The organism is Chryseobacterium sp. PCH239, from assembly GCF_018924625.1.
In the GTDB taxonomy this organism is placed as follows: domain Bacteria; phylum Bacteroidota; class Bacteroidia; order Flavobacteriales; family Weeksellaceae; genus Chryseobacterium; species Chryseobacterium cucumeris.
In genome coordinates, this window is record NZ_CP073027.1 from 4,534,157 (window position 1) to 4,558,077 (window position 23,921).

Below are 23,921 nucleotides of genomic sequence, written 5' to 3' on the forward strand. Positions count from 1 at the left end.
TTATGAGTTTTGGAATTGAAGCAGCGGGTTATTATGTGCCTGGTTTATATTTGGAAATTAAGGATTTAGCAGAAAAAAGAGGAATAGAACCAGCAAAATTGGAAAAAGGCTTAGGTCTTCATAAAATGGGACTTTCTGATGTTCACGAAGATGCTGCCACCTTTGCAGCAGAAGCATTACTAAAGCTTATAAAAGACTATCAAATCAATCCTAAAGAAATAGCAAGAGTATACCTTGGAACAGAAAGCGCAGTGGACGCTGCAAAGCCTACAGCTTCCTATGCTGTACAAATGGTAGAAAAAGTATTGGAAGAAGAATTTGGAACAAGATGTTTCAGAAACTGTGACGTACTTGATATGACTTTTGCTTGTGTAGGAGGAGTAGATGCATTGCATAACGCGCTAGACTTTGTAAGAATAAACCCTGACAAAAAAGCAGTGGTGATTGCCAGTGATTATGCAAAATATGAATTGGCTTCATCAGGGGAATATACACAAGGAGGTGGTGCTGTTGCTCTTTTGATTTCCTCAAAACCAGATCTTCTTGTAATAGAAAATAATTGGGGAGTTGCTTCAGAAAGTGTCTTTGATTTTTTCAAACCGAGAAGATCATATAATAAAGAAGACTTGAGCGGAGCTCCGGAAGCCTATCCCGAAAAGATTGAAATTTTCACGGATGAACCTGTTTTTGACGGACAATATTCTAACCAGTGCTATCAGGATAGAATAAAAGAAGCTTATTATCACTATAAAGAGCTAACAGGGCAGGATAAACCATATGAAAACTGGAAGTACATTATCTTTCATCTTCCTTATGCCTTCCATGGAAAAAGAGTTTTCACAGAAATATATAGTCTGGAGAATGGTATTTCTTATGAAACTGCGGACGAACAGAAAGCAATTGCTAAGTCAGAAAATTATCTGAAACTAATTAATGATAAGATAGAAAAGACCCAGAGAGCTTCTTCTGAGATCGGAAATATGTACACGGCTTCTATTTTTATGGCATTTCTTTCCGCATTACAAACATCTTTTAATGAAAATGAAGAACTTACAGGAAAAGAAATTGGTTTTGTAGGTTATGGAAGTGGTTCAAAATCAAAGGTTTTTGCAGGAAAAGTGTCTGAAGGCTGGAGAAAAGTAGTAGAGAAATGGAATTTATTCGAAAAACTAAACCAAAGAGCTTCTGTTGATTTTGATACCTATGAGAAACTTCACAGAAAACAATTGAAGGAATCTGTAAATAATCAATATAAAGGTTTTGGACTTGTTTCTATTGAGGCTGAAAATCCGGTTTTAATTGGAGCTAGGTATTATAGTTATCAGAAGTAAGATTATCTTCTATTAAATCATATAAAAGCATCTCATATTTTGAGATGCTTTTCTTTTTTATCAATGGAAAAAAGCCTGTTGGTTTTCATGATTTTTATGCTTGGATTATTTTTAATTTTATGAGTGAAATGGTTAAAAAAATACAGGTAACATGTAGGTATACTTCTTATGTATTAACTAAATTCTGTAAATATTAAATTAACAGTTTTTAAATTTTAATCTCAGCGACCCTCTTTTAAAACAGGGTTCTGCGGATATAAAGGGGTGTTTTTTATATAAAATTTAAGAAAATAAGCCGTTTTTTCTCTATTTTACTAAAAATTTAAAACTGATTTAATTCAAATTTTTAATCAAAAATTACTTTTAAGTTTATTTTTTTAATCTAATGTTTGTTTTTTTAGTAAATTGATTTTAATTTTCAAATTTATTAAAATTCCGTTAATATATAAATTGACTTATTTTTGTTAATTTTTAAATGTAATTAAAATAATTCTCCATCATTTTTTAAGTATGAGTGTGAATCTCTCCTTTCTGGAAGCCTGTTTTCAGTGTTTAATGAATTGATGGTATAGATATTTATCTACATATTTGTCCCTTGAATATATTAAAATCTGTTAATATGAATGTGAAGTTACATGTATTAAGTGCAGGAGCTTTGTTTTTTTTAGGACAAGCTGCTTTTGCGCAAAAATCTAAGAATGATTCTGTTCTGAAGGAGAATAAGATCGATGAGGTAATCGTTACTGGATACCAGAAGAAAAAAGCAGATGAAATTACCCAGGCTCAGGCTGTTGTTGGGGGTGACGAAATCAGAAGAAACTCTCCTACAACATCTATTGGTAACTCTTTACAGGGTAGAGCATCAGGGGTATTTGTACAAAGTACTACCGGACAGCCAGGTGCTGCTGCTACCATTCAGGTAAGAGGTATTGCCGGTGTTGGTGGTTCTTCAGAGCCTACTTATGTAGTAAATGGTATGTATATGACTGCAAGACAGTTCAGTGCAATCAACCCTGCAGACGTAGAATCTATTTCAATTCTTAAAGATGCTGCTGCTACAGCACAGTATGGTGCGAGAGGTGCAAATGGGGTGGTTGTAGTAACTACTAAAGCCGGAAAAGCTGGGAAAACTCACTATTCATTCGAGACTAAGTTTGGTTTCAGTGAAAAGTTGAGAGACAAGAACTATACCATGATGAATTCCAGGGAGTTGATGGATTTCCAGAATCAATTAGGGTACCTTGGATTTAAACCAAGGACTCAACAAGAAATGGATGCACTTGCTGCCTATGATCACAACTGGCAAAAAGATCTGTTAAAGCCTTCAAGCATTCAATCCTACTTATTCAGTGCCCAGGGAGGATCTAGAGAAAGTACTTTCTATTACTCTTTAGGGTATGATTCTGATAACGGGATTATCAGAGATATCGACGGACTTAAGAGATATACAGGTAACTTTGGATTTACCAATAAACTGAGTGAAAAACTAAACGTAGGGATTAACCTAGGTGTTCAGTATCAGGAAACTCAGAATTTCAGAGACAGAAACAATACGCAGAACCCATTTGGAGCAATGTATAAATATGCTCCATATGAGCCGGTTTATAACGCCGATGGAAGTTATAATCAGACAATGAGAGCTGGTTCTAACGTTGTTGAGCAGATCCGTAACTATAGATTAGATGATCAGAGACTGAGAATTCCGGTTACTTTATTCGCAGAATATAAAATTATCGATGGTCTGAAGTTTAAAACAAACTTTAACGGACTTTTTGATTGGTACATGGGAACTCAGTGGTTGAAAAAAGGTTCAAACCTGGATATTACAGTGAACAAAGTTCCAACAGGTTCATTGAACAAAAATTCATTCTATACATTTAACTACACTTGGAATAACTCCATTAACTATAAAAAATCATATGGAGGCCACAACTTTGATTTCTTAGGATTTATCGAATATAACGATAACTACAACGAAACAATGAATGGCGGGGCTTACGGATTGAAATCTCCGGTAATCAATGTTCCATCTATTACAACACCTTCTGATAGAAATACATTTACCGGAGTTAAGGTAAGAAATACTTTATTCAGTTTAGCAGGTTTACTAAACTATGATTATGAAGGAAGATATTTGGTAACAGGGTCATTGAGAAGAGATGCTTCATCAAGATTTGGTGCCAATAACCAAAGTGGTATTTTCTGGTCTGCAAGTGCTGCCTGGAATATCGCGAAGGAAGACTTCATGAAAGGTGGGTTTATTAATGATTTAAAGCTTAGAGGATCTTACGGTACAACAGGTAACGATGGTACTTTGCCTGATTACTATAATGTCAATAATATCAGCTACGGTTTATATGGTACTAACGGTACTTCATATCCTAGTACGCTTTCACAAGGTAATTTTATTATTGGGAACAGCAATCTTAAATGGGAATCTAATGCGATTACCAACTTAGGGGTTGATTTCACAATGTGGAACAGAAGAGTTCGTGGATCCGTAGAAGTATATCAGAACAAGAGAAAAGATTTCGTACAGCTTGTGCCTTTGGATAAACAGGAAGGTGGATACTACCAGTATATCAATGCAGGAGATATGTCTCAGAAAGGTCTTGAAGTTGAACTTAGTGTAGATGTAATCAAGCAGAAAGATTTCCAATGGAATCTACATGCTAATATTTCTTTCCAGAAGTCTGTTCTTGACAAGTTAGCAGATGGCCAGTCGGAAAGAAATTTAGGAGATACTTATCTTAAAGTGGGAGAAACTCCATATGTATTCTATAATGTTAGATTTGCCGGAGTAGATCCAAGCAATGGAAAAGCATTATATTATGATAAAGCAGGAAATGTTACTGATGTTTACAGTGCTTCCAATGCAGTTCCTCTTACCGATAAATCTCCATTCCCAAAAAGTTTTGGTGGATTCGGAACTACAGTTCAATATAAAGGACTTGATTTCAGTGCTGATTTCGCATTTAAGCTAGGTGGATATACTTATAACAACATGTATGCTGCTGCTGTGGATCCAACGTTGGCTGTTGCAGGTAGAAATATGGCTCAGGCTGCTGCTCAGGTTTGGCAAAACCCTGGAGATACAGGAGTATTCCAGAAAGTTGACTCAAACGGTATGCGTGATTCTGATCAGTGGATTGAAAAATCAGATTACTTAAGATTAAGATCACTTACATTAGGATATACATTTGATAAAGCATTCCTTGGAGAAGGATCACCAATCAATAAGCTTAGAGCTTATGTACAGGGACAAAACTTATTTACAGTGACTAAATTCCACGGAGAACCTGAGGTTTCAGTAGGATCTGGTGAATCTACAGCATTGTTTGTTCCAGGAGCATATAACCTTTATACTTACCCTGCTGTAAGAACAATCTTGGTAGGACTGCAATTAGAATTTTAATATTGAATAGCTTTATGAAAAAGAATATAATAAAAATAAGTTTAGCTGCGTTAACCATGTTTGTTACGTTAACGTCTTGCGACAGAAATCTAGATCAAATCTCGTCAATCAATGAAGATCAGGAGCAGGCAATGACCAGACCTGAGACCTTCAGACAGGCTATGGATGGAGCCTATGCAGCTCTTAAAGGAGCTGGATATTATACCAGCGATACAGGAAACCAGCTTATCATGGGTGATCTTACCACTGATAATCTTGTTCGTACCACTACAGGAAGAAATACCAACTTTGCAGCATCAAACTTCGAATTCTCATCAGATAATTCACAGACAACAGGGTTGTATACTGCTGCTTATCTTGTGATCAGCAGAGCTAACTTTGTTTTGAAATACATCAATAACGGAGTATTATCTGGAACACAGAAAACAAATTTGGAAGCTGAAGCAAGAGCATTAAGAGCAATAGCTCATTTTGATATTGTAAGAGCATATTCTCAAATCCCAACTCAATCTGCAGGTGCTAAGAATACAATTGGAATTTATTATTCAGAAACCTATTCTCCTCTAAATAATACATCATCAAGAAATCTTACTGTTGATCAGGTATATGATAAAGTGATAGCAGATTTATTATTTGCGGCTGATAATATTACCCAAAATGATTTGGATAAAGGAAGATTGAGCAAAGCTGCCATCTACGGATTATTATCAAGAGTAAACCTTTACAGAGGAGACTATGCTAACACCATTAAATATGGTGAATTGGCATTAGGAATTTCTTCAAGTATTACTCTAAAATCTAATTTCTATAAGATTTGGAAAGAAAAAGAAGGAGATGTTAATGATGGAGTTTTATTCCAGGTATCAAATTCTGCAGCTGAGCAAAACACAGTAGGTGTTGCTTACAATCAAGCTGTTCCAGCTTTAAGATCAGAGTTTGTTGTAGATTATGACTTATATACTGCATATACAAATAATGATGTAAGAAAATCTGCTTATTTTACTACTGATGTATATAGTAAACAAAAGTATAATCATGTTACAAAATATGCAGGTATTACTGGTTTACCATCTAATATCGTTCCTGTAAGATATTTAAGAGGAGCAGAAGTGTTGCTAAACGTTGCAGAAGCATATTACAGAACAGGTAATGGAGCACAGGCTTTAGTTCTTTTAAATAAATTAAGAGCTGAAAGATATACTGTATTTACTCCTGGTACAGAAACAGGACAGGCTCTTTTAGATGCGATCCTGAAAGAAAGAAGATTGGAGCTTGCATTTGAAAATGACAGATGGTATACATTGAAGAGATTAAACCTTCCTGTTCAGAGATCAGGTAAAGGAGACCTTTTTGACGGTACAGGTACTCCTGCTGTTGCACAAACTCTTGCAGCTGGAAGCTTCAAGTGGCAGTGGCCAATTCCTATTTCTGCTATTCAGGCAAACCCGAACATTAAGCAGAATGATCAGTATTAAAATTTAATTTTTAATAATATAGACGAAGAGCCCTATTCAATAGGGCTCTTTTTTATTGATATTTTATAAATAAGTTATCTCATGACCATACGATCCTGGTAACTTTTCGGAGTGACTCCTTCCAGTTGCTTAAATACCCTTGTAAAATAATTGGTATCAGAAAAACCTGTCTGAAAAGCGGTTTCCTTGATACTGGTCTGGCTGGCTAATAATTCCTTTGCTCTGGTAATTCTCTCCTGCAGAATAAAATCATTAGGAGAAGTACCCAGTTCGTCTTTGAACATTTTAAAGAAATTAGACTTGCTTACATAAGCCAGTTTGGCAATACTGTCAATAGACAATTTCTGGTGCAGATTTCTTTTAATATAATCTACCACAAATCCAATTCTCGATTTATTTTTAACAATATTCTTTTCCACCATGCCTCTTGCCTGAGTCTGCATCAATCTTATCAGAAGTTCTTTCAGTGCAAAATCTGCCATGATATCCTTTTGTGAGTTATCATCCATGGCAATTCTCATGATATTGTTGGTAGCAGAAGCCAGCGATTTATTATTAAACAGAAAATACTCATCCAGCTGAATATTCCATTGCGAAGTTTCATCCACCTTTGGAAGATGATAATTGAGATAATTAAGAGAATCCTCAATAAAATCGGGATTAAGGCTTAAAGAAATACATTGTGTAGGCGTTTCATCCGCTTCCGGAAAATCAATGACCATCGTTTCTCCCGGTGCTACCAGAATACTTTCCCCCGGATAGTAATCAAAATAATTGGTCTTCTTATCCAGTTTCATATGTTTTTTACCTCTCAGCATCGCTGTAAATGCAATATTTTCAAAATGAAGTTTTACATTAAAAGCAGCCTTATGAGTCTCATAAATACTAAACTCACAATTATTTAGATTGAATTTCGTCTGGTTTTCAACAAGACTCAATAGTTGGTTTTCCTTACGTAATTCAGGAGTATTTAATAAAATCTTACTATTGTTATTCATTTCTAAATTTTTTTGAATCGGAGGTAACTCAAATATAGAAAATTTGAGAGTATGTTGCTGTTAATAAAATACTAAAATTGAACTCCTTGCACTATTTTCCACTTTTTTTATAGGATTGTGCTATACTCTTTTTGGCTTCTCAGTGTAATTTGGCGTTATCGAAAAAATAAAAACAATACTAATATGAGCACTATTACAGAACCAAGATCAACCACACTTTTACAGCGTCCGGAATTTAAAAACAGATACGATAACTATATTGATGGAAAATTCACTCCACCTGTTAAAGGACAATATTTTGACGTAGTTTCTCCGGTTGATGGGAAAAAATTTACTCAGGTAGCCCATTCGTCCAAAGAAGATTTGGAGCTAGCGGTAGATGCCGCTGAAAAAGCATTTCAGACATGGAAGAATACTTCCTCCACAGAAAGAAGCATCATTCTGAATAAAATTGCAGACAGAATAGAACAAAACTTAGAATATCTGGCTACAGTAGAAACAATAGATAACGGAAAAGCAGTAAGGGAAACATTGGCAGCGGATTTACCTTTAGCCATTGATCATTTCAGATACTTTGCTTCAGTAATCCGTGCTGATGAAGGATCGCATAACGAGCTGGACAAAGACACTGTTTCCTTAATTGTTCACGAACCTCTTGGAGTGATTGCTCAGATCATTCCATGGAACTTCCCGATACTGATGGCAGTATGGAAACTGGCTCCCGCATTGGCTGCAGGAAACTGCGTCGTGTTGAAACCGGCAGAAAGTACACCTGTTTCCATTATGGTTTTAATGGAATTGATCGGTGACCTTTTACCGGCAGGAGTTATTAATATTGTTAACGGATTCGGAGCAGAACTTGGAAGAGCTCTCGTTACTAATCCGAAAGTAGCAAAAGCAGCATTTACCGGTTCTACCGCTACAGGAAGACTTGTAATGCAATATGCTACAGAAAATATTATTCCGGTAACGTTGGAATTGGGAGGAAAATCCCCTAACGTTTTTTTTAATTCAGTAATGGATGCAGATGATGAATTTTTAGATAAAGCCATAGAAGGAGCCGTTCTTTTTGCCCTGAATCAGGGAGAGATCTGTACATGTCCTTCAAGACTTCTTGTTCAGGAAGGAATTGCAGATGCTTTTATCGAAAGAGTAATCGAAAGAGTAAAAGCCATCAAAGTAGGAAACCCACTGGATAAAACCGTGATGATGGGAGCACAGGCTTCACAGATTCAGAAAGATAAAATCCTCTCTTACATTCAATTGGGAATAGAAGAAGGAGCAGAAGTGCTTGTAGGAGGAGCTGTAAACAACCTGGGTGAAGATCTTGAAGGCGGATACTACATCCAGCCTACGATTTTCAAAGGAAACAACAAAATGAGAATCTTCCAGGAAGAAATTTTCGGCCCGGTGCTGGCATTTACCACTTTCAAAGATGAAGAAGAAGCTGTAAAAATTGCCAATGATACCATCTACGGTCTTGGAGCCGGAGTCTGGACGAGAGATGCTCACCAGTTGTACAATATTCCACGCCAGATTGAAGCAGGAAGAGTATGGGTAAACCAATATCACTCTTATCCGGCCGGAGCACCTTTCGGGGGTTATAAACAATCAGGAATTGGAAGAGAAAACCATAAAATGATGCTTGATCACTACCGTCAAACCAAAAACATGCTGATTTCTTATAACAAGAATAAGCTAGGTTTCTTTTAATATTATTTAGGACGTGCCCGATTGCCTTGGCTTTTTCCAGGGCAACACGGTCGGGCTATCCAGGGCTGCACTTCGTTTCGGTGCTCCATTGCATTTCGCACCGGCTCGTTCCTCGCCGCCCTTCCTATCCCTCACGCAGGGAAATTACAGAAGTGGAGATAAAAACAAATAACCCCAAATAACTCAATCCAAAAAATAAGATATGATTCCAAAAACAATGAAAGCGGCAGTAGTTCAGGGCTACGGCCAACCTTTGAAAATAGAAGAAGTACCTGTAAGAGAACCCGGAAGATATGAAGTCCTTGTCAAAGTAATTGCCTGTGGAGTTTGTCATACAGACTTACACGCTGTGGATGGCGACTGGCCTGCGAAACCTAAAATGCCTCTTATTCCGGGACATGAAGGAGTTGGTATCGTAGTAGCCTGCGGACCGGAAGCTTTTGTGAAAGAAGGAGATGCTGTAGGTGTTCCATGGCTGTACAGTGCTTGCGGATGCTGTGATTATTGTATTACAGGGTGGGAAACCCTTTGTGAAGCACAGAAAAATGGCGGTTACAGTGTCGATGGTGGATTTGCAGAATACGTCATTGCAGACTCAAGATATGTGGGACATTTGAAATCTGATGTTAACTTTTTGGAAATTGCCCCTATTTTATGTGCCGGAGTCACAGTTTACAAAGGATTGAAAGAAACAGAAACAAAACCCGGAGAATGGGTAGCCATTTCAGGAATCGGAGGACTGGGGCATGTAGCCGTTCAGTATGCCAAAGCAATGGGAATGCACGTAGCCGCTATTGATGTAGCAGACGATAAGCTTGAGCTTGCAAAAAAATTAGGAGCAGACCTTGTAGTCAATGCAAAAAACACAGATCCCGGAGAATACTTGCATAAAGAAGTCGGTGGAATGCACGGTGCCTTAATTACTGCAGTTTCACCTATTGCTTTCAAGCAGGGAATCGATGTGTTGAGAAGAAAAGGAACAATTGCTCTCAATGGCCTTCCTCCCGGTTCTTTTGAACTTCCGATTTTCGAAACGGTTTTAAAAAGAATTACCGTTAGAGGTTCTATTGTAGGAACCAGAAAAGACCTGCAGGAAGCACTGGATTTCGCCAATGAAGGATTGGTAAAAGCTACAGTCACTTCTGCAAAATTAGAAGATATCAATGATGTTTTTGATAAAATGAAAAAAGGACAGATTGACGGCAGAATCGTTTTAGATATTGCCGGCTCAAATTAATTTGATGATGTGTTGCTGATCCCGGTTAGAATGTATTTTACCGGGATCTTTTATCAATATAAGGTTTGGATTAAACCAAAATAAAAACAATGGAAACAAAAATATCAAGACTTTCCGCAACAGAACAAGCGCTTGAAGTAATTGACAAGCTGGAAGAGCAATATGGCCCTCTGATGTTTTATCAGGCAGGCGGATGCTGTGAAGGAACCCAGCCACAATGCTTCGAAAAAGGAGGCTTTTTTCCCAGAATGAATGATGCTATGATTGGTACTATTAACGGGCATGAGTTCTGGATAGACCGTGACCTTTTTGAATACTGGAAATATTCACATTTTACCCTTGATGTTACAGACGGTTTCGGACCTGGCGGCTTCTCCCTGGAAACTCCTTTGGGAAAAACTTTTAAGGTTCATTACAGGCTATTTACCCCGGAAGAATATGAAAACCTCGAACCGGTAAAACGTAGTGAATAGTGTGATTTAACAAAAATAAGTCAGACCTTGACAAACCGGTTGACAAACATGGCAGCTACAATATCTCCTACAGCGTTCAGAACAGTAGCCAACGGATCCACTAAAGTTCCGATGATCATTACGGCAGGAATCGCTTCCTGAGGCAGTTTATAAACAGAAATCATCAGCATCTCACCAATGTACCCGCCGTTAGGAATTCCACCCGCTACAATACTCACAAAAACAGTAATCCCCAAAGCTAAAAGCAGATTGGCAGGATCAAAAAAATCCTTTCCAATAATTAAAAAGGCTACATAAATCTTGATAATAGATGACATGGAAGATCCGTTTTTATGCAGTGTAGTCCCGATAGGAATCACCAGATTGGCAATAGAATTCGGAATCCCGATTTTGGAAGCCGCCTGTAAATTAGCAGGCATTGTTGCAAAACTGCTGCATGTGCTTATGGCGGTCAAAGTAGGGTAGATCGCATTTGTCCAAAAGCTTTTCACTCCTTTTTGCCCATTCGCCATGAATGCATAGATAGAAAAGAACACAAGGAAATAAATAACTCCTGCAATATAATATAACCCTAAAGGTTTAGCATAAAATCCAAAAAGTTGTGGCCCTAAAGTAGCGACCTGATAAGCAAAATAAGCGCCCAGACCAATAGGAGCAAGCTTCATCACCAGCAGAAGAAGTTCTTTCATCACTTCATATCCAGAAGCGATAAACACTCTGAAAGGCTGTCCTTTTTCTCCTGTCTTTCTTGCTGCAAACCCTGTCAGAAAAGCAAATACCAGAAGAGCCAGCATATTTCTTCTTGAGAAAAGCTCTGTAAATTCCCCTACTGTAAAGAAACTTACAATTCTGTTGCCCCATGTATCCTCATTGGCTGCTTCAGAAATAATCTCAGAACTTCCAGAGACCCCTGAAACCGGAAAAAGATAGACCGCGCAAATTGTGAAAACAGCTGCTGTGAGAATAAAAAATAAGAAAGTAAGGGCCATTACAAGGATGATTCTTCCAAATTTAGATTGCTGCTCCAGAGAGGCAATAGAATTGGATACCGCAAAAAATACCAGAGGAACCACACTCACAAAAAGAAGATTCAGAAAAATATCTCCCAAAGGTTTAATGTATTCCACAAAACCGGGAGCAACAATTCCTATGATGCTTCCAACAATGATTCCTAAAAGTAAAAATATGATTCCGGAGTAGTTTTTCAATACATCTTTCATGTATAGCTTTTTATCAAAGATAGGTTTATTTTTAACATTCTGTTATACAATTTTCAGACCTAAAATTCATAAATTTGGGTAAACCACATTTCTATGGCTTATATAGATTACTATAAAATTTTAGGCGTAGATAAAAACGCAACACAGGATGATATCAAAAAAGCCTACCGAAAACAGGCTAGAAAACATCATCCCGATCTCAACCCCGGAGACAAAGAAGCAGAAAAGAAATTCAAAGAACTGAATGAAGCGAATGAAGTGCTGAGTAATCCGGAAAACAGATCAAAATATGACAAGTACGGAGAACACTGGAAGCACGGCGAAGAATACGAAAAAGCCCAGCAGCAACAGCAAAGACAGTATCAACAGCAAAGTTATAACGGAGGATATTCCGGTGCAGATTTTGGTGGAGGTGAAGATTTCTCAGATTTCTTCCAGGATATGTTTGGCGGTGCAGGCGGTGGATTTGGCAGAAGTTCAAGAGGAAGAGCCTCCGGTAAATTCAAAGGACAGGATATCACTGCCGAATTGAATCTCAATTTAAGAGACGCCGCAACCACGCATCCGCAAACTTTTGAAATCAATGGAAAGAAAGTAAGAATCACCATTCCTGCAGGAGTGTATGACGGACAGCAGATTAAATTAAAAGGACATGGAAATCCCGGAGTAAACGGTGGGCCAAACGGAGATTTATATATCACCTTCAATATCCCTGCTGATCCGGATTTTGAAAGAATAGGTGATGACCTGAAAACCAAAGTAACCATTGATCTGTACACAGCCGTTTTAGGTGGCGAAGTAAAAGTACATACGCTGAATGGAAGTGTAAACCTTAAAGTAAAACCGGAAACCCAAACCGGAATGACAGTAAGGCTTAAAGGAAAAGGTTTCCCTGTCTATAAAAAAGAAGGAGAACACGGAGATCTTTTTGTAACCTATGAAGTGAAACTGCCAACCAACCTTACCGAAAAGCAGAAAGAACTTTTTGAACAACTAAAAAATTCCTAAGCTATGAGTGAAAGAATATCACGGGAAGAACTCGTAAAAATCTATAATATAGAAATCACTTTTTTTGATGATCTTGTAGACTATGGGCTGCTGAATATTCAGATTGAGAATAATATTCATTATCTGATGTATGAAGATCTGCCCGATCTGGAAAAATTTGCGAACTGGCATTATGATCTCGAAATTAACCTGCCCGGCCTTGAAGTGATTCATAATATGCTGAAAAAACTGGATGCCCTGAACCGCAGAAACAGAGAACTCATGAATAAACTTTCTGCTATAAGTGATCAATATGAAGATATTTAGTTTAGTTTTGTAGCTTTTTAAAGCAAACTCTATAATTATGAATGAAGAAAAGGTGATTACACTAAAGCCGGACAGGAAGATTTTTGAAGATATTTATTTTAGCGGTAATCAGGGAAGTCTGCTTTTTTCACCTACTACAAAAAGTAAAACTATCGTTACCATAGCTGCTGCAGTGATTGTTTTCATCGTTTTTCTATTAAAAGACTTTATGAGTAAAGAAAATGCAGGCGTTTTATACTTCCTGAGTTTTATATTTTTGCTTTGTGCTGTTTTTTTATCAGTCAGCGTTAATAAAGTTTCAAGATGGAAAAAACAGGTGAATCATTATCTGAGCACGCTTGAAAGATGTAAAGTATACGAAATAAGATTTGATAATAACTTTTTCACAGTCAATATTGATGGCGAAAAAGAGACCAGCGAATGGAAAGATTTTGAATACTTTGACAGCACTCATGAATTTATTTCTGTTGAAGGAAAATACAGTTATATGTTTCCCAGAAAATCAATGAATGAGAAAGAATACAGTTTTCTCAAGAATACATTGAAAGAGAAAATTAAAATCGATTAATAAAAACAAAAACGGAGCAAAATAATTTTGCTCCGTTTTTTATTATATACAAGTTAGCTTATTTGTTCTCTTCCAACCAGCCCATTTCCTTCATCCACTCGTCATTGTAGATTTTTCCTACATATCTTGAGCCATGGTCATGAAGTAAAACAACAATGACATCATCTTTTGTGAACTGATCTTTCATCTGAATCAATGATGCAATAGCACTTCCGGCAGAATATCCACAGAAAATACCTTCCTCTTTCGCCAGTTTTCTGGCATAGATAGCACCGTCTTTATCCGTTACTTTTTCAAAATGATCAATTACAGACATATCATAGTTTTCAGGAATGATATCTTCCCCGATTCCTTCTGTGATATAAGTGTAAGCGTGATCATAATGAAGCTCACCTGTTTCGTGGAATTCTTTCAGAATAGAGCCATAAGTATCCACTCCGATTACTTTGATGTCCGGATTTTTTTCTTTGAAAAATGTTGCGCACCCGGTGATTGTACCTCCTGTTCCGGCTCCTACCACAAAATGAGTCAGTTTTCCTTCTGTCTGTTCCCAGATCTCCGGAGCCGTGGATTCATAATGAGCGGCTCTGTTGGACAGGTTATCATATTGGTTGACATACCATCCGTTTTCCGTCTCTTTTGCCAGTCTTTTGGAAACTGAATAATAAGAACGTGGATCGGTAGGTTTTACGTCAGTAGGGCAAACAATTACTTCGGCTCCTACAGCACGAAGAATATCACATTTTTCTTTTGACTGTTTTGAATTGGTTACAAAGATACATTTGTACCCTTTGATGATGGCTGCCAAAGCCAGTCCCATTCCTGTATTTCCGGAAGTTCCTTCAATAATGGTTCCTCCAGGTTTTAATCTGCCGTCTTTTTCGGCATCCTCTATCATTTTAAGAGCCATTCTGTCCTTCACTGAGTTTCCGGGATTGAAGGTCTCTACTTTTGCTAATACCAATGCCGGAAAATCTTCACCTAATACTTTGTTAAGCTTTACCAGCGGTGTGTTACCTATCGTTTCAAGGATATTTTTTGCGTATTTCATAAATGTTTTATAAGCGGCACAAAGATAAGGCTTTTAAAATTATCTGCGCTGTGGATAACGTGTGGATAAGTTGTGGATAACACTGAAATCAACTGATACACAATCAATAACTTTCAATTATCAATTATCAATTATCAATTATCAGGTTAGTTGTACTTAATCGCTTTCACCGGAGAAATCTTACTGATCAGGTAGCTCGGAATAATCAAGGCCAGCCCTGAGATAATAAGAATTCCTACTGAGATAGAAATAATGGCAATTGGGTTAAGATCAACCGGAACAGTACTTACGTAGTAATTTTCAGGATTAAGTTTGATGATTCCAAAGAATTTCTGGATTAAAATCAGTCCTAATCCGATAGCATTTCCGTACAAAAGCCCCGGGATCATAATAATCAGGGTATAATTGATGAAAGTAGCTCTTATCTGTGAATTGCTTGCTCCTAATGTTTTCAGAAGGCCAATAGAATTGGTTCGTTCGATAATAAGAATCAGAAGAACCATAATGATATTGATCACCACTACAATCAGCATGATGATAATGATTAAAGCAATATTGGTATCAAAAATACTGATCCAGTCAGTGATCTGCGGGAATTTTTCTGTCGCTTTTTCAGCATAGTTCTTATATCCGATCAGTTTTTCGATGTCAGGAAAATCTTTGTCGATATCATTCACATTCTTCAGGAAAATATCTATTCCGCCAATTTCATCTGGTTTCATATCCTGAATCTTTCTTGCATGATTGATTCCTCCGATAACAAATTGTTCGTCAATTAGTTTAATGTCAGTTCTGTAAATTCCGATAACTCTGAATTTACGGTAAAGCGGTTTTTGATCTGCTTTTAAAAATATAGTAACAATGCTGTCATTTACTTTAAGATGAAGATCATTGGCCACTTTCTGTGAAATCGCAACATCACTATTGAATCCTTTTTCTGTTACCTTCGGAGTTGTTCCGGCTATAAGGAATTTTTTAAATCTTAGACTGTCAAAATCCTTACCGATTCCCTTAAATATAATGCCTGCGAAATTGTGCTCATTACGCATAATTCCGGTAACCGTTACATATTTTTGGGTACTTTCCACATCGGGAAGTTCTTTTATCTTGGCAATATTCAGTCCCTGATTGTCCAGTACAGAAGTATTGTATGAAGAATTGGATCGTGTAGACCTTACGGTAATATGTCCGCTGAAATCAGCCAGCCTTTCTTTAATAGCTTTTTTTGAACCAAAACCAGTGGCTACGGTAATGAGGGAAACGATAATTCCCAATGCTACGGAAAGCCTGCCAATGAAGATGATAACCCTTGAAAGGTTATTTTTGTTATCTTTGGAAAATGCTATTTTTCTAGAGAAATATAAAGGAAATTTCAAGCTTATGAATTTAGATTTCAAAATTAAAAATTTACTTCTGATTTGCCTAATTTTTTTAGGAGTATTCAACCAATATTATTCTCAGACTCAAGTTCAACCGGATTTTAAAACGGGTGCCGACCAGCCTGAAATTTACCTGCCACTGTTAAAAAATAAAACGATCGGGGTGGTGACCAATCAGACAGGTTTAATGAGTGACAAAACCCATCTGGTTGATTTTCTTGTAAAAAACGGAATTAAAATCAAATCTATTTTCGCACCTGAACATGGCTTCAGAGGTGATGCTGATGCAGGGGCAAAAGTGAAAAACGGAGTAGATGTAAAGACCGGAATTCCCATTGTTTCTCTATATGGAAATAATAAAAAGCCAAAGCCGGAGCAACTTTCAGGAATTGACATCGTTGTTTTTGATATTCAGGATGTAGGAGTAAGGTTTTACACCTATATTTCCACTTTGTCTTATCTGATGGAAGCCGGAGCTGAGAATAATGTGGAGATCATGGTTTTGGATCGTCCCAATCCACATGACGGATACACTGACGGACCTGTCCTGAGAAAAAAATGGTCAAGTTTTGTTGGACTTCACGAAGTTCCCGTAGTATATGGGCTGACAATAGGAGAGTATGGAAAAATGGTGAACGGAGAGAAATGGCTGAAGAATCAAGTTCAGGCTAAATATACGCTTGTTCCGATGAAGAATTATCATAAAAAGCAGCGTTATCCGATGCTTGATAAACCTTCTCCTAATTTACCCAATGATAAAGCAATTAATTTATATCCAAGCCTTTGCTTTTTTGAAGGTACTCAGGTTTCTGTAGGAAGAGGAACAGATCTTCCTTTCCAGATTTATGGTTCTCCATGGACGGAAAATCTGCCTTATCAGTTTACGCCCAAACCAAGTTATGGTGCTAAAGATCCTTTCCTGAACGGGAAGCTGTGTTATGGTGAAAACCTTTCCGGTTATCCTAAAGATTTAAGAGAACTGAATCTTGAATGGGTAATCAAAGCCTATCAAAACTATAAAAATCCACAGCAGGATTTCTTCCTGAAAAATCTTTGGTTTGATACTTTATCCGGAACTGATGAATTGAGAAAACAGATTATCGCAGGAAAATCAATCCCGGAAATTAAGGCTTCGTGGAAAAAAGATCTGGAAAGTTTCGAAAAGATCAGAACCAGATATGTGGTGTACGAAGATTAATTAATCAAAATTTTGGGGCGGATTTTTATCATTTCTGCCCTTATTTAATATAAACAGTCCCACAGTCAGTCCAACAACTCCTGCAAAAGCTGTCATTAAGGCTCTCTGTAATTTATCAGGTAAATCATTCCCGATATAGTTCATTAAAAAAAGTATCACAAAAGTGATAACTGAAATGATAATATGATTTCTTCCGAATGGTTTCATTGTATTATTTTAATTTATAAGAAATCATGACACCTCCTCTGTATGGGATGATTTCACCACTTTTGTTAAACTTTTCTGCAGAATCATAACGTTTTCCTGTAGATTTGTCATAGCCTTTATAAAATCCTTGTGATGTTCCGATTGTTCCATAAATGTCCAGATTCCAACGCTCAGATAATTGAAATTGATATCCTGCTGTAACACCCAGCATCACAGAAAATCCTTTCTGGTACAGGTTGGAGTTTTTAAGGATTTCTCCATTCCAGTTTTCAAAAGTGCTGTCATTCCAATAACTCCATTTTGTGGCATTGTAAGCAGCTACGGATACGTTAGCACCTACATACCAATGTTTGAAAGCCTCAGTAAAGTAATATCTTCCTTCTGCAGAAATAGAGTAAAACTGTAGTTTATGCCCTCCGAAAGATTTCCACGGCGAAATGAAAACATCTCCCTGAAGGGTATATTTTGGACTGATTTGTTTTTCTATTCCAAGGTTTAAAATCCCTATTGGAGCAAATAAAGCATTACCTTTTATGTATAAACTTTTATCCTGTCCCCCTTGTTCCTGAGCGCTCAAAGTAGTTGCTGACAGGAAAGCTAAAATGCCTGCTGCTAATAATTTATATTTCATCCGGTTTATAATGTTTATTTTATCTGCTTTAATAGTTCATCTGCCAGTTGAGAATCCTTATTGCCCTGAACTGCTAAATTTTTAGACATTTCAGCATAGTTTTTTGCCATCTCTTTATTTCCCGTAAGGTGATAAAGTTTGGCAAGAATATAAGTGTTTTCCGAAGTCTCGCTTCTCATAACAGATTTTTCTGCCCATTCTGTAGCTTTCTTTAATGAAGAAGGAGTTTTCACATGATCTGCAAATATCCATGCTGCTCTCAGGAGTTCATTCGGATCAAAAGCATCAGAATTTTTATAATAATCTAAAGCCGCTTTCTCATATTCAGAAAAATTACTGTTCTGTTCATAATAGCTGAGTTTAGTCTGATTCAGCTTTTTAACAGCAGCTTCTTTCCCTACCAATGGTTCGGCAGCTTTCATGAAGTAGTCATCATTGATTTTTTTATTTTTATCATCAATAGACTGTTCTACTATTTTTCCCAGTTTCAGCTGGGCATCAAATTCATTGTACGTTTCTTCAGGAAGGAATTTAATAATCTCTGCTTTTCTGGATGCAAAAACAGGATAGTTGGTATCTTCCGATGATTTTACGAAGTAAAGAAGAAATCCGATTTCATCCTTTGTAAGCTCTTCAGTTTTCTTTTTATTCTGGAAATATCTTTCGGAAGCTTTTTTGGCAAATTCATAATCTGAGTTAGCGTTAAGCTTCATAATGTTGATCAGGAATTCCGGGTCTTTTTCACCGCCGGCAAAACGGTCTTTAAGAGAGCCTTTTTTATTTCCGGGTGAATTAATGTCCTGTGCCATTGCCACAAACAGACTTTCTTCCATATAACCGGTATTTCTGGAAACAAGTTCTCCTTCACCGTTCAGGAAAAGATAAGTAGGATAGGAACGTACTCCGAATTTTGAAGCGATATCTCTGCCTTCTCCCTTCTCCATGTCAAATCTTGCATTAATGAAGTTGGTGTTGTAGTAGTCACTTACTGCTTTCTGTGTGAATACATTTTTTTCCATCATTTTGCATGGGCCACACCAGGAAGCATAGGCATCAATAAAAACCAATTTCTTTTCTTTCTTGGCTTTTGCAATAATATCTTTGAATGGCAGCTCCTGAAACTGTATGGCTTCCTGAGCAGAGATCGCGATGGCACAAAAAATAGATAACCCGGAGATGATCTTCTTCATTTTCAAATAAGATTTGTAGGCGAAGATAATTAATTTTAAAAATATAGCATGCTGAATTGGTGGTATCAATGACGATATTAACGAACTTTAAGACTTCAGCTTATCTGGATTTTTGTTTTTTACTTTAAAATATGAAATCTAAATTTAATTCACTTTATGGTCCTGAAATCTTTGTTATATCTTTGCAAACGAATAATTTATATGTAGAGGAATCCATAATTTAGAGAATTTGATTATTAATTTTAAGCACGCCTTATCCAAAAAATCCATTTATATTACTGCTTTATCTGCCTGCCTGATCGCAGTGGCAGCATTTGCTGTTTTGAGTCTACTGATCACAGAAGACAGCCGTAAGAATACCGATGATTTTGCAAAGAAAACATTCTTCCGAAAGTATGAATCGATAGAACATGAGTTCAGGAATATTGAGGATTATCAGTATTTGCTTCGTGCTCTGATTCAGAAAGACGGACTGAAGAATTACAAGGATTATTCTTCGGTTTTAAATGATTTAAATAAAAAAAGAAATCTGCTGCCCTATAGCTGGTATTATTATGAAAACACCACTTCAGGAAAAACAGATAGTAATAATCCTTTATCCGGTATTTTCAGGAAGACAGATCGTAAAGAAAATTCTATTGTGATAAAGAATAACGGACCGGGACATTTTAAAGACCTTTTGCTTACCAAAAAGGACAGCATGTATTGGATTAGTTACGATTCTTTGATACTACCTGATAAAAACAAATTGTACTATGGCTCTACCGTAAGCCTGGATGATCTTCATCAATATTTTATTAATGTCGATAAAAGTTCCAATACCTACGCTTATGTCTTTACCAAAGAAGGAATCTGTATTACCCATCCTGAGAAGAAGTATATCGGAAAGAATATTTTTGACTTTACAGATATTAAAGCTAATGATACACTGACCAGCAAAACTGAAGCAGGATATACTAAAGGAACAGCCGTTTCAGAATATCTGGGAGTGGAGGTAACACGCTTTATAAAACCATTGAAGACTGATAATTTTGATGGATACACGGTAGTGAATCATGTGAATTTTATTATTGACGAAAATATCAGCAAGATAAAAACCTATACTGTTTATATTTTTCTGGCAGCGTTGTTTCTCATTGTAACGGTATTCATATTGTTTCAGAGAGCAACTAGCCTGGCTTATCAGGAAAAAGAAAAAATACAGTCTGAGAAGAATTTATTGTTGGTAGAAAACGAAAAGATGCACAAAGCAGAAGTGATCAATCAGCTTCAGCAGCTTAAAAATAATATCAATCCCCATTTTCTTTTCAACTCATTGAATTCCCTTTATATGCTGATCGGGATTAATAAAGAAAATGCACAGAAGTTTACCATGAATCTTTCCAGGATTTACAGGTATCTTATAGTACCTCCAAAAGATAATATTGTTCCGGTTTCGCAGGAAATTAAATTTATACAGCAGTATATGGAACTTCTGAAAAGCAGGTTTGATGAAGAACTGAAGTTTGAATTGATTATTAATGCTCCTGAAAGTCTTGAAAAAAGAATTCCGTATTTATCCCTTCAGATAGTCACGGAAAATGCGACCAAACATAATATTGCAACGATGGATCAGCCTTTGGAAATTATCATTATCGTTGATGAGGACGGGATCACGGTAAAGAATACCTTGCAGCCTAAGACGGAAACGGTACAGGGAGAGAAATTCGGAATTGAATATTTGAATCAGGTTTATGGATATTTTAAGAATAATCTTCTTCATATTTCTGTAGATAGTGAATATTTCGTATGTTTTTTGCCTTTAATGAAGTAAAATAAAAATCCATTCACTCCCGAATTAGCACCATTCACTCCCTAATATTATATATATGATTCATGATACCTATAGCTTTGCTGGCTGAAACTAAGATATTTACTATTTGGAATGAATCGGACTATTTTAATGAAGAATTACAGACTTGCACTGTATCTCGGTCTTGCTATGGCCTCACCAATGGCAATAGCACAGAAAAAAGATAAAGATACGGTAAAGGTTAACAAAGAAAAAACAGATAAGACAGAGGCCTCTTCCTCAAAGAAAACAAAAAAAATTGAAGACCTGATCAAAAAGGGAACCTATAAAAAAGGACTCTTTAATACCATTCAGGTAAAGACGGATATTTATTTTGAAATACCTGACAGTTTGATGGGGCGTCAGTTTTTGGTGGTCAACAAGCTTTCTCAGGTACCCATGCAGGTCAATGAGGCAGGTTTAAACAAAGGAATGAACTATGAGAATAAGGTCATCTCTTTTTACCGTGATCCTGTAGCTAAAAAAGTATGGGTAAAAACGGTGGTTCCTAAAGTGTCATCCCCTAAAAATGACGCCATTACAAAATCTGTGAAAGATAACTTTTCAGAATCTGTGATTGAAGTCTTTGATATTGAAGCACAAAACAACGACTCTACGGCTGTAGCCATTAAAGTGAATAAAGTTTTTGACGGAAATCAGAAAAGTTTTAATGATGTGCTGGCCAATGTAGGATTGGGTGGATCTGTGAAATCAAGTCTTTCTTACATAGAAGGTGTGAAGACTTTTCCTAAAAACCTTGTGGTGAAGTCCCAATTGTCCACTTCTGTCAATGAAGGCGGGGTAGATCTTCCGGTAACTTTAGGCGTTACAACCAATCTGGTTCTGCTTTCTAAAATACCGATGAAACCAAGAGTAGCTGATTCAAGAGTTGGATTTTTCTCCGAAAAACACTGGTCGTTTAATGACAACCAGCAAAAAATGGATGAGAAATTCTTTATTACCAAATGGAATCTTGAACCGAAGGACGAGGACAAAGAAAAATATTTAAAAGGTGAGCTGGTAGAGCCTAAGAAACCGATTGTTTATTATATCGATCCGGCAACACCGAAACAATGGCGTGAGAAAATCATTGCCGGAGTACATGACTGGCAGGCGGCGTTTGAGCAGGCAGGATTCAAAAATGCAGTGATTGCGAAAATGCCGGATGAGAAAGATGAAGATTTTGATATTGATGATGTAAGATATTCTGTAATTACTTACGCCGCGTCGCCAAAGTCAAATGCAATGGGGCCATCAGTAGTAGACCCGAGAAGTGGGGAAATTATCGAAGCAGATATCATCTGGTGGCATAATGTAATGACTTCTCTTCACGACTGGATGAGAATTCAAACAGGACCTATTGATCCTAAAGCAAGAGGAAATAAATTCAGTGATGAACATATGGGAGAAGCGATCCGTTTTGTTTCATCTCATGAAGTGGGGCACACTTTCGGACTGAAGCACAATATGGGAGCATCCTTTGCATTCCCGGTAGAGTCGCTTCGTTCCAAAGAATTTACAGACAAAATGGGTGGTACGGCACCTTCCATCATGGATTACGCACGTTACAATTATGTAGCTCAGCCGGAAGATGGCGTTACAGCAATCACTCCGAAAATCGGTCTTTACGATAAATATGCCATCGAGTGGGGTTACCGTTGGTATCCTGATGAATTCGTAGAGAAAAAAGCACTGAAAGACTTAATTGAAAAACATGAAGATGACCCGATGTACTTCTATGGAGAGCAGCAGAGCTATCTGGAAACCATTGATCCGCGTTCGCAGTCTGAAGATTTAGGTGATGATGCGATGAAAGCCAGCGAGTACGGAATCAAAAACCTGAAAGTGGTAATTAACAACCTCCTGAAATGGACGTATGAAGATGGTAAAGAATACACAGATGCCGGAAAACTTTATCTGGGAGTAATCGGGCAGTGGGATTTGTATACAGGTCATGTGATGGCAAATGTAGGAGGAATTTACCTGAACAATACTGTTTTTGGTAACAAGAAGAAAGCCTATGAAGCTGTTCCTGCAGAAATTCAGAGAAGAGCAGTTGATTATCTTGTTAAAAATGCCATCAACCTTCCGGAATGGTTATTCTTTAATCCGATTACAGAAAAAACGTATCCGGTTAAGGATTCACCAATGGGACCATTCGAGCAGACACCATATACCATGGCAAGAGGAATGCAGTATGCAAATATCTATTCTTTGTTTATGGATGACAGATTGTTGAGGTTACTTGAAAATGAGCTGAAACATCAGGTGTCTGGCTCTAAAGAAGAAATTTATACGGTTGAAAATTTATTTGATCAGGTTAGAACTGCCATTTTCAGTAAAAAAGGAAGCCTTACGATGCTTGAGAAAATGACTCAGAAAAATTATGTGGATGCTTTGATTGTCTCTGTGAACAAATTATTTGAAAAAACAGCAGTGAAAGGATTGAAAGTAGATGATACTTTGAATATGCCTACCATCTGTAATTTTCATGAAGATGATCATGGTTTGAGGAATATCAATTATTCATCCATGAAAAGAGTATCTGAAGTGACAACTTACAAGAGAGCAGAACTTCAGAAAGTTCTGGATTTACTGAACAGAACAAGGTACAGAGGTGATGATGCTTCCAGAGCACATTACACAGATTTAATCATTCGTATACAAGAGGCTTTAAACAAATAAACGGC

General features: G+C 37.0%; 19 protein-coding genes. 12 read left to right on the forward strand and 7 right to left on the reverse strand.

What is annotated here, in order from left to right; genetic code table 11:
• Window positions 1-2 precede the first annotated feature (2 nt).
• The 3 genes from KBP46_RS20920 (at window position 3) to KBP46_RS20930 (ending at window position 6,221) form a co-directional block, all read left to right on the forward strand.
• Entirely contained in the window at window positions 3-1,331 is a 1,329-nt protein-coding gene (locus KBP46_RS20920) for a hydroxymethylglutaryl-CoA synthase family protein (protein WP_216444084.1), read from the forward strand.
• A gap of 619 nt (window positions 1,332-1,950) precedes the next feature.
• A complete protein-coding gene (locus KBP46_RS20925; protein WP_062674300.1) occupies window positions 1,951-4,746 on the forward strand; it encodes a SusC/RagA family TonB-linked outer membrane protein in 2,796 nt (931 codons plus the stop codon).
• Between the two features lie 14 nt (window positions 4,747-4,760).
• Complete coding sequence (locus tag KBP46_RS20930) at window positions 4,761-6,221, forward strand: RagB/SusD family nutrient uptake outer membrane protein (RefSeq protein WP_062674302.1); 1,461 nt, start codon at window positions 4,761-4,763, stop codon at window positions 6,219-6,221.
• Between the two features lie 74 nt (window positions 6,222-6,295).
• On the opposite strand, the gene KBP46_RS20935 is transcribed toward KBP46_RS20930, so the two are convergent.
• Window positions 6,296-7,219, reverse strand: coding sequence for a helix-turn-helix domain-containing protein (locus KBP46_RS20935; RefSeq protein WP_120231970.1), 924 nt, complete (start codon window positions 7,217-7,219; stop codon window positions 6,296-6,298).
• Window positions 7,220-7,402: 183 nt separating this feature from the next.
• Here KBP46_RS20935 and KBP46_RS20940 point away from each other — a divergent pair, with 183 nt between their 5' ends.
• The 3 genes from KBP46_RS20940 to KBP46_RS20950 all read left to right on the forward strand — a co-directional run bounded on the left by KBP46_RS20940 (window position 7,403) and on the right by KBP46_RS20950 (window position 10,642).
• Window positions 7,403-8,932, forward strand: coding sequence for an aldehyde dehydrogenase family protein (locus KBP46_RS20940; RefSeq protein ID WP_062674306.1), 1,530 nt, complete (start codon window positions 7,403-7,405; stop codon window positions 8,930-8,932).
• 202 nt (window positions 8,933-9,134) lie between these two features.
• Window positions 9,135-10,169 carry an alcohol dehydrogenase AdhP gene (gene adhP / locus KBP46_RS20945; RefSeq protein ID WP_047434164.1) on the forward strand — a complete coding sequence of 345 codons (1,035 nt, stop codon included), beginning with the start codon at window positions 9,135-9,137 and terminating at the stop codon, window positions 10,167-10,169.
• Between the two features lie 89 nt (window positions 10,170-10,258).
• Window positions 10,259-10,642 carry a DUF779 domain-containing protein gene (locus tag KBP46_RS20950; RefSeq protein WP_062674311.1) on the forward strand — a complete coding sequence of 128 codons (384 nt, stop codon included), beginning with the start codon at window positions 10,259-10,261 and terminating at the stop codon, window positions 10,640-10,642.
• Window positions 10,643-10,662: 20 nt separating this feature from the next.
• Here KBP46_RS20950 and KBP46_RS20955 read toward each other — a convergent pair whose 3' ends face one another.
• The gene (locus tag KBP46_RS20955; protein WP_216444085.1) at window positions 10,663-11,862 is read right to left on the reverse strand and encodes a dicarboxylate/amino acid:cation symporter; all 1,200 of its coding nucleotides are present in this window, start codon (window positions 11,860-11,862) and stop codon (window positions 10,663-10,665) included.
• Window positions 11,863-11,955: 93 nt separating this feature from the next.
• Here KBP46_RS20955 and KBP46_RS20960 point away from each other — a divergent pair, with 93 nt between their 5' ends.
• Genes KBP46_RS20960 through KBP46_RS20970 form a run of 3 tightly spaced genes read left to right on the forward strand, consistent with a single transcriptional unit; the run spans window position 11,956 to window position 13,744 of the window.
• Window positions 11,956-12,870, forward strand: a complete 915-nt coding sequence (locus tag KBP46_RS20960) for a DnaJ C-terminal domain-containing protein (RefSeq protein ID WP_120231966.1) — start codon at window positions 11,956-11,958, stop codon at window positions 12,868-12,870.
• Between the two features lie 3 nt (window positions 12,871-12,873).
• Window positions 12,874-13,176: a chaperone modulator CbpM gene (locus KBP46_RS20965; RefSeq protein WP_120231965.1), complete on the forward strand. Its 303-nt coding sequence runs from the start codon at window positions 12,874-12,876 to the stop codon at window positions 13,174-13,176.
• 37 nt (window positions 13,177-13,213) lie between these two features.
• Window positions 13,214-13,744: a hypothetical protein gene (locus tag KBP46_RS20970; protein ID WP_216444086.1), complete on the forward strand. Its 531-nt coding sequence runs from the start codon at window positions 13,214-13,216 to the stop codon at window positions 13,742-13,744.
• 58 nt (window positions 13,745-13,802) lie between these two features.
• On the opposite strand, the gene KBP46_RS20975 is transcribed toward KBP46_RS20970, so the two are convergent.
• Both KBP46_RS20975 and KBP46_RS20980 read right to left on the reverse strand, forming a co-directional pair.
• A complete protein-coding gene (locus KBP46_RS20975; protein ID WP_216444087.1) occupies window positions 13,803-14,795 on the reverse strand; it encodes a PLP-dependent cysteine synthase family protein in 993 nt (330 codons plus the stop codon).
• A gap of 146 nt (window positions 14,796-14,941) precedes the next feature.
• Window positions 14,942-16,171, reverse strand: coding sequence for an FtsX-like permease family protein (locus KBP46_RS20980; RefSeq protein WP_216444088.1), 1,230 nt, complete (start codon window positions 16,169-16,171; stop codon window positions 14,942-14,944).
• Between the two features lie 4 nt (window positions 16,172-16,175).
• On the opposite strand from KBP46_RS20980, the gene KBP46_RS20985 reads away from it, so the two are divergent.
• Window positions 16,176-17,372, forward strand: coding sequence for an exo-beta-N-acetylmuramidase NamZ domain-containing protein (locus KBP46_RS20985; RefSeq protein ID WP_216444089.1), 1,197 nt, complete (start codon window positions 16,176-16,178; stop codon window positions 17,370-17,372).
• Here KBP46_RS20985 and KBP46_RS20990 read toward each other — a convergent pair whose 3' ends face one another.
• From KBP46_RS20990 to KBP46_RS21000, 3 genes are read right to left on the reverse strand one after another with little or no spacing between them, the layout of a single operon-like run.
• Complete coding sequence (locus KBP46_RS20990) at window positions 17,373-17,579, reverse strand: hypothetical protein (RefSeq protein ID WP_062674325.1); 207 nt, start codon at window positions 17,577-17,579, stop codon at window positions 17,373-17,375.
• A gap of 4 nt (window positions 17,580-17,583) precedes the next feature.
• Window positions 17,584-18,210: a DUF3575 domain-containing protein gene (locus KBP46_RS20995; protein WP_062674326.1), complete on the reverse strand. Its 627-nt coding sequence runs from the start codon at window positions 18,208-18,210 to the stop codon at window positions 17,584-17,586.
• 14 nt (window positions 18,211-18,224) lie between these two features.
• Window positions 18,225-19,400 (reverse strand): thioredoxin fold domain-containing protein, encoded by a 1,176-nt coding sequence (locus KBP46_RS21000; protein ID WP_062674328.1) that lies wholly within the window; start codon window positions 19,398-19,400, stop codon window positions 18,225-18,227.
• A gap of 229 nt (window positions 19,401-19,629) precedes the next feature.
• On the opposite strand from KBP46_RS21000, the gene KBP46_RS21005 reads away from it, so the two are divergent.
• Together KBP46_RS21005 and KBP46_RS21010 are read left to right on the forward strand one after the other, a co-directional pair.
• Window positions 19,630-21,213, forward strand: coding sequence for a histidine kinase (locus KBP46_RS21005; protein ID WP_110010169.1), 1,584 nt, complete (start codon window positions 19,630-19,632; stop codon window positions 21,211-21,213).
• A 129-nt stretch (window positions 21,214-21,342) separates the two neighbouring features.
• Complete coding sequence (locus KBP46_RS21010) at window positions 21,343-23,916, forward strand: zinc-dependent metalloprotease (protein WP_253297101.1); 2,574 nt, start codon at window positions 21,343-21,345, stop codon at window positions 23,914-23,916.
• The last annotated feature ends 5 nt before the right edge of the window (window positions 23,917-23,921 follow it).